Origin of the sequence: Desulfococcus sp. (assembly GCF_050178255.1) — a bacterium.
Taxonomy (GTDB): Bacteria; Desulfobacterota; Desulfobacteria; order Desulfobacterales; family Desulfococcaceae; genus Desulfococcus; species Desulfococcus multivorans.
In genome coordinates this window covers 1-10,626 of the sequence record NZ_JBFXGG010000058.1, presented here as the reverse complement: position 1 = coordinate 10,626, position 10,626 = coordinate 1, and the positions used below count along the sequence as shown (strand labels likewise).

Sequence of the window (10,626 nt, the reverse complement as noted above, 5' to 3'; positions counted from 1 at the left end):
AGGCTGAAGACTGAAGGGGGATAATTGCTATGTTCGTCGCAGGAGCTCTCTTCAGGCTTATAGCCTTGATCCCTTGGAGACTGAAGAGAGCATCCTGTTTTCTCTGCCCGTTCGGTTCTGATCGATGAAAAACAATCGCCGCATGCCCCTGAAGCGTTCCAGGATTCCGGTTGGCTTTCCATGCCTTCTGCTGGTGCTGTTTTTAGGCTCTATCGCCGGTGTGACGGAGATCATCATCGATAACGACGCCCCGGAGACCGCTTTCACCGGTTCGTGGCCCAAATCGACGGCAACCGACGCCTACGACCCTGACGAGACGGGCACCCCATCCCGGTGGAGCTGCAACGGCAGCACTTACACATGGACCTTTACGCCTTTGATTACGGGCGTCTATGAGCTTTCGATGTGGTGGAGCTCTCACGCCTCCAGAAGCTCCGCCGTTCCCCTCAGCATTGAATATTTGATGGGCCGGGAGCGTGTCAGCATCGACCAGCAGGTCAACGGCGGCCGATGGAACCGGATCGGCGTCTATCCTTTCGCCGGAGGAGAGCGATATGACGTCACCCTGATCGCCGCTCCCGGGGAAGCCCAAAATTACAGCACCTGCGCCGATGCGGTCAGATTCCGGTTTGCGGGGTTTACCGACACGGCGCCCGTTGCGAAAATCGAACGCATCGATCCCCCGGCGGCCGAGCCGAATCAGTGCATACGATTTCAGGGGTCGAGCATCGACACCGGGAACGTGCCGACAGCCTATGAGTGGCGTTCCGACCTGGACGGGATCATCTCCCGTCAATCCGCTTTCGATATCGATTCTCTCTCTTCAGGCGTGCACACCATTTTTTTCCGGATCCGGAACGATAAGGGCGGGTGGTCGAACCCGGCGACGGCGCTGCTCGTCGTCCGCGACTGTTCACGACCGGTGCCGATCATGCCCCTCGGCGATTCCATCACCTACGGCGTCGGCGAGATCAGGGACGCGAACCTGAGCACCGGGTACAGAGCCCCCCTGTATCGGTCATTGCGGCGTGCCGGTTATGATGTCGACTTTGTGGGAGAGAAAAACACCGGGGGTCATGTCTCCCCGCCTTTTGACGTTCAGCACCAGGGGCTTCCCGGCATCAAGGACGAGGAGGCGGCCGCCGGCATCTACGATTGGCTCACGGCGCACCCGGCGGAGATCGTGCTCCTGCATATCGGAACAAATTCCCTGACGGCGAATGAAGGCGACGTGGAGCGGATATTCGATGAGATCGATCGATACGAGTTCGACAACGACACGGACCTGATCGTGGTGGCTGCGCGCATCATCAACCGTAAAACCTACCACCCGGACACCACCGTCTTCAACAACAACGTCCAGCGCATGGCGGCGTCGAGAATCATCGCCGGAGACAAAATCGTCCTTGTGGACCAGGAAGGCGCTCTCGATTATGCCGTGGATATGTGGGATGATCTGCATCCCACGAATATCGGCTACGCTAAAATGGCCGACGTATGGATGAAGGCCCTTGTGCGGCTCCTGCCGGCATGCAACCGGTTTCCGCCCGAAGCATTCACGACCGGCAATGCTGTCTCCGAAACCGTCGGCATCGACGGTTTGCCGGCAACGGAAGGCATCGGGTCATGTGTCGACACCCCGCCTGCCGATGCATCGAACCGGACGTCGATAAATCCCGCCCCTGCAAAAGGCGATGCATCCGCTTTCTGATTTGCTCCCGATGCCGCTTCCGGCATCCGTCTCAAAACCGAGGTTTACCCATGCGCCGGGCCATGTCCCGTTTGAAAGTCCTTTCTTGATTCCATCCCGCGCTTTTGTTATGGATACGCGTTTAACTTCACTGCACAGAAAGGACGTCCAACATGAAACGTGAAGGCGATGCCTCTCGCGCATCCAACCCCGTCTGGGGGTTTCTGATATCCATCCGCCTCACGGTGGCCCTGCTTTTGAGTCTTGCGGCCACCTCCATCATCGGCACGCTGGTCCCCCAGAACGCCGCCCCCCAGGACTACGTTCGCGCCTACGGGGAGTTCCTTTACCGGCTCTTCTACGTGCTCGATATCTTCGACATGTACCATTCCTGGTGGTTTCAGCTGCTCCTGGTGCTGCTCACCGCCAATATCGTCGCCTGCTCCATCGATCGCCTTTCCACCCTCTGGAAGACGGTTTTCGTCAAGACCCCCGTCTTCCGTTCCGCCATGTTCCGGAACCCCCGGCACAAGGCCGTGTTTACCGTGACCCCCCCTCCGGAGCGTCTCAGGGAGCGCTATGCCGAGGTTGCCGCCCGGGCCTTCACCTATAGCCGGACCGAAGCCGCGGACGGCGGGTTTCGCATCTTCGCCGAAAAGGGGCGCTGGACCCGGCTTGGGGTCTACATCGTGCACCTCAGCGTCGTCTTTCTGCTGATCGGCGGCCTGGTCGGTTCCATTTTCGGCTTCGACGGTTTCGTCACCATCCCCGAGGGCGAAAGCGTCCAGGCGGTTCACCTTCGGAGCGGCGACAGGGAGCAGCCCCTCGATTTCGCCATCCGGTGCGATGACTTCCAGGTCTCCTTCTATGAAACGGGGGCCCCCAGGGAATACCGTTCACGCCTGGCCATCCTGGAAGAGGGTAAGCCGGTTCTCGAAAAGGAGATCATCGTCAATGATCCGCTCCGGTACCGCGGCATCAACATCTTCCAGTCGAGCTACGGCAAGATGCCCGCCGATCTCGGTGCGGTCGCCGAAAAGGGGATCGACGTCTCCATCACCAGCAAGGCTTCGGGGATGGTCTATACGGAAAAGGTCTTTCTCGACAAGCCCCTCACCCTCCCCGAGGGGGGCGGCGTCTTCACGGCCAAGGCGTTCCTGCCGTCCTACCTCTTCATGGGACAACGGGATCTGGGCGAGACCCTCGTGGGCGAACTCGAGCCCCCCGGGGGGGAGCCTGTCGAGATCCATCTGCCGGTGCGGTTTTCCCGTTTCGACAAGATGCGAAAGGACGGCCGTTTCGTCTTTTCGGTGACCGAGCCCGTGGGCGAGCGATACTACACCGGCCTTCAGGTCACCCGGGACCCCGGGGTGCCGCTGGTTTATGCCGGTTTTATCCTGATGATCCTGGGGTGTATCGTGACCTTCTTCATGTCCCATCAGCGCATCTGCATCGATGTGACCCGTCGGGGAGCCGGGGCCGCGGTGACCGTCTCCGGCACCGCCAACAAGAACCCCGGCGCCGTGGCGGAGAGCGTCCGGAAGATCTCCGGGCGTCTCGAGAAGCTTGAAGCCGGCCGATAGCCGCTGCGGATACCCCTGTTGTCGGGACCATTCGAAGCCGCGCTGCCGCCGGCGGAAAAATGAAACCTCAACTGCGCCCCTCGGGGCGGCAAGGATAGCGTTATGAACAGTTCAACCCTATTGTCCGTCGTGACGTTTGTGTACGGCCTTTCGGCGCTTCTGTATGTCGTGGCCCTCATTTTCAGAAAGACGACCCCCGGGAAAATCGCCGCATGGACGGCGGCTGTCGGAATTGCCGGCAACATCGGCGGCGTTCTGCTGCGATGGGTGGAAAGCTATCAACTCGGCTACGGGCACGCCCCCCTGTCGAATCTCTACGAGTCCCTGGTCTTCTTCGCCTGGGCCATCGCGGCTCTGTATCTGTTCGTGGAATATCGATACGGGAATCGCGTCATCGGCGCGTTCGTCATGCCCATCGCCTTTCTGGCCATGGCTTACGCCTCCCTTTCCCCCAACATCAGCGACCGGATCCAGCCGCTTATCCCGGCCCTCAAGAGCAACTGGCTCATTGCCCACGTCATCACCTGTTTTCTGGGATATGCGGGATTCGCCGTGGCCTTCGGCATCAGTCTGATGTTCGTGATCAAGGCGCGTTCCGGCGGGGCGTCGAGCCTCATCCTCGACCGGTTTCCCGATCCGGACGTCCTGGACGACCTGACCCACAAGATGGTGCAGTTCGGGTTTCTCTTCCTCTCCGTCGGCATCATTACCGGCGCCGTCTGGGCCAATTCGGCCTGGGGGCGGTATTGGGGGTGGGATCCCAAGGAGACCTGGTCGCTCATCACCTGGTTTGTCTATGCCACCCTGCTTCATGCCCGGCTCATGCGGGGATGGCGGGGGCGGAAAATCGCCTATATCTCGATTCTCGGATTCATGGCCGTGCTGTTCACCTACTTCGGCGTAAACCTTCTGCCGGGCCTGCACAGCTACGGTTCGCAATGATTTCTCCTTGACAAAAGCGCCCTCAGTGGGTAGAGAGGCTCTGGGATTCATTCCATTTGTGCCTTTGATCCGGTGCTGTTTTTTGTCGGGGGCCCGATGTCGGGGATGTAGTTAAATCGTTAACCACAGCGTGATGGAGTGTTCATGAGTGCATTAGAGGAAAAAGCAAAAGCGGTTTCCGACGGAGGCGGGTTCGCGCTCCTTTTTTTTATCGTCGGATTGGTCGCAAGCCTGATTGTGGGGTGGGTCATTTTCCCGAAACTTCTTTACTCCCAGAAACGCCAGCCTTTTGATTTCAACCACAAGCTGCACAACGAACTGGTGGGCGAGGGCTGCGAGTCCTGCCACTTTTTCAGGGAAGACGGCAGCTATGCCGGCGTTCCGAAACTCGCGCAGTGCATCGACTGCCACGAAAGCGTCCAGGGAGAAACCGAAGACGAAGCCGTCTTCGTCAACGCGTATGTCGTCCCGGGTCGGGAGGTCCCCTGGCAGGTCTACTCCAGGCAGCCCGACTGTGTCTTCTTCTCCCATGCGGCTCATGTCAAGTCCGCGGGTATGGACTGTAAAACCTGCCACGGCGATATCGGCAATTCCACCACCCTGAAAGTGTACGAGGAGAACCGGATCACCGGATACAGCCGGGACATCTGGGGCGAGAATATCGCGGGATTCAAGACGAACACTTGGGACCGGATGAAAATGGATGACTGCTCCGAGTGCCACGTCAAACTCGGGGTAGAGCAGAACAGCGTTCAGACCGGTAAGGGCGCCTGCTTCGTGTGTCATAAATAAAATCGGGTTTAAGGGGTAACGTTATGAAAATAGACAGAAGAAGTTTCTTGTCTCTGGGGATCGGCGCGGCGGCGGGGACGGCGCTCTCACCTTTGCCCTGGAAACTGACGGACGATCTTTCGATCTGGACGCAGATGTGGCCTTGGACGCCGGTACCGCAGGACGGTGAAGTGAATTATGTCAATTCCGTCAGTACCCTCTGTCCGGGGGGATGCGGGATTTCCGTCCGGAAGGTCGACGATCGGGCGGTGAAGATAGAGGGCATGAAGGGATATCCCGGCAGTGACGGAAAGGCTTGCGTTCACTGTCTTTCGGGGCTCCAGGCGCTTTACGGCCCCACGGCGGTCGCCTCCCCCCTGAAGCGCGTGGGCGAGCGGGGCGAGGGCAAATGGCGGCGGATCTCCTGGGACGACGCCGTCTCCGAGATCGCCTCAAAACTCGATGAGTTGCGGGAAAAGGGCCGTCCCCAGACCCTCGCCTGCATCACGGGCAGCGACCGCGGCACGGTGCCCGAACTCTTCAAACGCTTCCTGAAAGTCTACGGTTCCCCCAATTTCATGCGCGCCCCCGGCTTCGAGGACACCTACGAGATCGTCCTCAAATTGATGCAGGGGGTCGACGCCGCCATCGGTTTCGACCTCGAAAACGCCGATTACCTTCTCAGCTTCGGCAGCGGCATTCTGGACGGCTGGGGATCCTCCGTCCGCATGTTCCAGGCCCGGACCGCCTGGAATGACAATAAGGCCGTGGTCGTTCAGGTGGAGCCGCGTCTCTCCAACTCCGCGGCCTGCGCCGACCGCTGGATCCCCATCGAGGTCGGCACCGAAGGCATCCTGGCCTTGGGCATCGCCCACGTCATCATCAAGGAAAACCTTTACAAGAAGGATTTCGTCGAAAAATACAGCTTCGGCTTCGAGGACTGGGTCGGCAAGGACGGCAAAAAGCACGACGGCTTCAAGACGGTGGTCCTGAAGCATTACGCTCCCAATGCGGTGGCGCGCCTCACCCGCGTGGATCCCGACGTCGTCGTCGAGACGGCCCGGGCCTTCGCCAAAGCCAAGAGCCCGCTGGCCATCTGCGGCCGGGGCCGGGGCGACACCCCGAGCCCCCTCCATGAGTTCATGGCGGTCCATGCGCTCAACGCCCTGGTGGGCGGCATTCATCGGAAGGGCGGCGTATGGGCCGTTCCCCTGCCGGATTACGTCAATTGGCCTGAACCCAAACTGGACGCCGCTGCCGAAAAGGGCCTCGCCGCCCTGCGGACCGACGGTGCGGGCACCGATCGTTATCCCCTGGCGAAATATCTCCCGACCCGTCTGGCCGAGGTCGTCAACACCGCCCAGGACATTCCCGTGGAGGTGCTTTTCGTTTCCGGCGCCAATCCGTGTTATACCCTGCCCGACACCCAGGCGGTCAAGGCGGCCTTTTCCAGAATTCCCCTCATTGTCAGTTTCGCTTCCAACATGGACGACACCGCGATGATGGCCGATCTGATCCTGCCGAACCACGGTCACCTGGAACGGTATGAAGACGTTCCGGCTCCGGCCGGGATGAACACGCCCATGATCGGTCTCTGTCGTCCGGTGGTCTCGCCTCGCCGCGACACCCGCCACACCGGCGACGTTCTGCTCATGCTGGCTAAATCCCTCGGCGGCGCCGTCGCCGACGCCTTTCCCTGGGAGAGCTACCAGGCATGCCTGGAGCAGACCCTTGGAAAGAACTGGCAACCGTTGCTGGACAACGGCTTTATCCGCAACACCGCCTACCGGCCTCCGGCCTGGCAGGATGCATTCCGGACGCCCTCCGGGAAGTTCGCGTTCATGTCCGACGCCTGTGCCAACGACGGCAAGGCAGTGCCCGCCGTCGCCATCGAGGGAAAACCGGAAGAATATCCGCTGACCTTGATTCCCTATGATTCCATGCGTCTGGCGGCGGGTCCGGCGGTCTCCTCGCCCTTTGCGATCAAAACCGTCGACGACACCGTTCTCAAGGGAACCGACATCTTTGTCGAGGTCAACACCAAGACCGGCGGGAAGTGCGGACTCGAGGAAGGGGTTTTCGCCCATCTCTCCACCCCCAAGGGGACGGTAAAGGTTCGCGTCCACCTGTCCGACGGCATCATCCCCGACGTCGTGGCCATGCCCAGGGGGCTCGGTCATGCGGAATTCGACGAATATGTCGGGGGAAAAGGGATCAACGTGAACGAACTCATCGGTCCCGTGGAGGACCCTGTCACCGGCCTGAATGCGGCATGGGGGATCAGGGCCAACTTGACCATAGCCTGAGATCAGTGATCGGCGATCCGCTCCAGGACCGCGGCATCCGGCCTTGCGGGAGCGGGCGCCGATACCTGGCAACTGAAATTTGATGATGAGGTTCTGATGAATAAATCACGAGGACAGAGTCAACCCAAGAAGTACGGAATGGTCATAGACCTGGACAAGTGCACCGGGTGCGGGTCCTGCATGGTGGCGTGCATGGCGGAGAACAATGTGCCGTTCAAGAAGGACGAGACGAACAAGCGGGACAGCATTACCTGGATGAAGGTCTACCGGCTGACCAACGGCAAGCCCTTTCCGGATCACGATATCTGCTATCTGCCCAGGCCGTGCATGCACTGCGAGGGTCACAACGGCCATTCCCCCTGCGTATCGGTCTGTCCGGCGACGGCCACCGACTACAGCAACGAGACCGGCATCGTCAGCCAGATCTATACCCGATGCTTCGGGTGTCGGTACTGCATGGCGGCCTGCCCCTACCATGCCCGTTATTTCAACTGGTGGGATCCGGTTTGGCCCGCGGGTATGGAAGAGATGCTCAGCCCGGACGTGTCGGTCCGGATGCGGGGCATCGTGGAAAAGTGCAGCTTCTGTTTCCATCGGTACCAGCGTGCCATGGACAAGGCACACCTGGAAGGCCGTCGGGATCTCGAAGAGGCGGAATACCAGACCTCCTGCACCCAGGCCTGTCCTGTCGGCGCCATCACCTTCGGCGACCTGAACAACCCCGAGCACAAGGTGCACCAGCTGGTGAAGCCGGACAACGCTCACAGCGGTCGACCCCAGGCACCCAATGCGTTTCGTCTGTTGGAGAGACTGGGGACCAATCCCAAGGTCTATTACCTGTCGGATCGCGAGTGGGTAAGGCGGGCCGGAGACAATTACCTCAAGGGCGAAGGGACGATCGGCGCCAAACACTGACGGACGGTTTCGGGCTGTTCGAGGTAAGCAATGACAACAGAAACTGCACATGATGAGGAGTACAGCTTATGGATTCTGCATTGATCCCCCAGGGTGTCAAGCGCTGTTCTTTGGGGAAGTTTGCCTTGTTTATCGGCATAGTGGGCGCTGTCCTTCTATGGGGCGTTTATGCCATGCTGCTGTGCTGGCTGAAGGGGTTAAACCAGACCAACATGAACGATTATTACGGGTTCGCCCTATGGATCTGGGCGGATCTGGCGGTCATCGCCCTGGGCGGCGGCGCTTTCTTCACCGGCTTTTTGAGATACATCGTCGGCAAGGATGAACTGAAGAACATCATCAACTACGCCGTGCTCATCGGCTTCATCTGCTATAGTTCGGCCCTGCTGATCCTTGCCATCGACATCGGCCAGCCCCTGAGGGGATGGTTCATTTTCTGGCACGCCAACGTGCATTCCATGCTGACGGAGGTGGCCTTCTGCCTGAGCTGCTACTTTGCCGTCCTCAGCATCGAGTACCTGCCCCTCGTCCTTGAAAACCGGCAGCTGAACAAGGTGCCCTTCTTCCACAACCTGGCCCACAACATGCACGAGGTCATGGCGGTCTTCGCCGCCACCGGCGCCTTCCTCTCCTTCTTTCACCAGGGCTCCTTGGGCGGCGTATCCGGCGTGCTCTTCGGCCGCCCCTTCGGTTTCCGCGAAGGCGCTTTCATCTGGCCGTGGACCTTCTTCCTCTTTACGTGGTCGGCGGCCGCCTACGGGCCGTGCTTCACCCTGATGCTCACCAGGCTCATCGAGAAGGTGACGGGCAAGCGGCTTGTGGGTGACAAGTGCGTGGACCTCCTGGCCAAGATCTCGGGGTGGATGATTCTGACCTACATCATCGCCAAGATCGCCGATACCCTCTACTGGGCCTGGGTGACCGCCCCGGAAGCCGGCTTCACCCTGATGGACTTCTACAGCAACAACCCGGTCTACGGCATCTGGATTCTGGTGCTCGAGATCGTGATCGGCGGCATCGTTCCCGCCCTGATCCTCGTTACCAGAAAGGGTCGCAAGAGTTCCTTCCTCCTGGTGACGGCGGTGATCTGCGGCGTCATCGGCGTCAGCGTCAACCGATGGGTGATGGTGCTTCAGGTGATGGCGATGCCGGTAATGCCTTTCGATACATGGGCCATGTACTACCCGAGCTGGCAAGAGGTGGCGACGACGATCCTGCCGGTGGCCTACGGCGTCATTCTGGTGGCGCTCTCGTATCGATACCTGCCGGTCTTTCCCCAGGAAAAAGAACTGAATTCCTGACCCCTTAGGAGGAAGATATGTTTCCAGGATTTTTTGAGTGGATTTGGGACGGAGGCCATCTCGTCTTCATGGGCGGTCTCTGGTACGCACTGACGATCATCGGACTGGGATTGACCTACTGCATCCTCAAGGCCGCCATCGATACGGCCCAGGGCAAGGGCGCGGGGCACGGGGACGACGAGGGTCACCACTGAGGCCTGCGTCGGCCGGAATCCCGACATCGATATAACGGCAGCAGCATTAAAAAGCGCTCTCTCCCGAGACTTCCGCGGAGAAGCGCTTTTTTTTGCTTGATCAGGATCACAGGAAAAGAGAAGACGGACCATGGACAAGATTATTGTGGAGGGAGGGCATCCCCTCAAAGGAGAGGTGGTGATCAGCGGCGCCAAAAACGCCGCCTTGCCGATTCTGACCGCCTCCCTGCTCACCGAGGGGCGGAACACCTATCACAACGTTCCCGGGCTGAAGGACGTGGAGAGCATCAAGGCGTTGCTTGCCTATCTTTGTGCCGACGTGGAGACCGACGGGGATACGGTCTACATCCGGGCCGACGGGCTGTGCAAGTCCGAGGCCCCCTATGACCTGGTGCGGAAAATGCGGGCCTCCATCCTGGTCCTCGGTCCGTTGCTGGCGCGGGTCAAAAAGGCGAGGGTCTCCCTTCCCGGGGGATGCGCCATCGGTGCCCGGCCCATCAACCTTCACCTGAAGGGGCTGGCCCGGCTGGGGGCCGTCATCACCCTCGAGCACGGTTATGTCGAAGCATCGGCCGACCGGCTGGTGGGGGACGACATCTATTTCGACATGCCCACGGTGACGGGAACCGAGAACCTGATGATGGCGGCGGTGCTGGCCGAAGGCACGACGGTGCTTCGGAACGTGGCCCGGGAGCCGGAAATCATCGCCCTGGCCGACGTCCTCAACCGGATGGGGGCGGACGTTCGAGGCGCCGGTTCGTCGGTCATCACCATCCACGGCGTCCCCCAACTGCATCCCGCCGAGGTCACCATCATCCCCGATCGCATCGAGGCCGGGACCTTCATGGCGGCGGCGGCCCTGACCCGGGGGGACGTGACCCTCCGCCGGTGCGAGCCGGATCACCTCCAGGCCGTCATCGACAA

General features: G+C 60.3%; 9 protein-coding genes. All 9 read left to right on the top strand.

Annotated features, from left to right (window positions below):
* Positions 1 to 124: 124 nt before the first annotated feature.
* Complete coding sequence (locus AB7S84_RS11430; protein WP_020875322.1) at positions 125 to 1,711, top strand: SGNH/GDSL hydrolase family protein; 1,587 nt, start codon at positions 125 to 127, stop codon at positions 1,709 to 1,711.
* 152 nt (positions 1,712 to 1,863) lie between these two features.
* Positions 1,864 to 3,273: a cytochrome c biogenesis protein ResB gene (resB, locus tag AB7S84_RS11425; RefSeq protein ID WP_428154542.1), complete on the top strand. Its 1,410-nt coding sequence runs from the start codon at positions 1,864 to 1,866 to the stop codon at positions 3,271 to 3,273.
* A 102-nt stretch (positions 3,274 to 3,375) separates the two neighbouring features.
* Positions 3,376 to 4,215, top strand: a complete 840-nt coding sequence (gene ccsB / locus AB7S84_RS11420; protein WP_020875320.1) for a c-type cytochrome biogenesis protein CcsB — start codon at positions 3,376 to 3,378, stop codon at positions 4,213 to 4,215.
* A 144-nt stretch (positions 4,216 to 4,359) separates the two neighbouring features.
* The gene (gene qrcA / locus AB7S84_RS11415; protein WP_020875319.1) at positions 4,360 to 5,007 is read left to right on the top strand and encodes a menaquinone reductase multiheme cytochrome c subunit QrcA; all 648 of its coding nucleotides are present in this window, start codon (positions 4,360 to 4,362) and stop codon (positions 5,005 to 5,007) included.
* A gap of 23 nt (positions 5,008 to 5,030) precedes the next feature.
* Entirely contained in the window at positions 5,031 to 7,292 is a 2,262-nt protein-coding gene (gene qrcB / locus AB7S84_RS11410; RefSeq protein ID WP_428154539.1) for a menaquinone reductase molybdopterin-binding-like subunit QrcB, read from the top strand.
* A 96-nt stretch (positions 7,293 to 7,388) separates the two neighbouring features.
* Positions 7,389 to 8,207 (top strand): menaquinone reductase iron-sulfur cluster-binding subunit QrcC, encoded by an 819-nt coding sequence (qrcC, locus tag AB7S84_RS11405; protein ID WP_020875317.1) that lies wholly within the window; start codon positions 7,389 to 7,391, stop codon positions 8,205 to 8,207.
* A 68-nt stretch (positions 8,208 to 8,275) separates the two neighbouring features.
* Positions 8,276 to 9,508, top strand: coding sequence for a menaquinone reductase integral membrane subunit QrcD (qrcD, locus tag AB7S84_RS11400; protein WP_020875316.1), 1,233 nt, complete (start codon positions 8,276 to 8,278; stop codon positions 9,506 to 9,508).
* A gap of 17 nt (positions 9,509 to 9,525) precedes the next feature.
* On the top strand, positions 9,526 to 9,702 hold the full coding sequence (locus tag AB7S84_RS11395; protein ID WP_020875315.1) for a hypothetical protein: 177 nt from the start codon (positions 9,526 to 9,528) through the stop codon (positions 9,700 to 9,702).
* A gap of 130 nt (positions 9,703 to 9,832) precedes the next feature.
* The coding region (locus tag AB7S84_RS11390) for a UDP-N-acetylglucosamine 1-carboxyvinyltransferase (RefSeq protein ID WP_428154536.1) at positions 9,833 to 10,626 on the top strand (794 nt) is incomplete at its 3' end.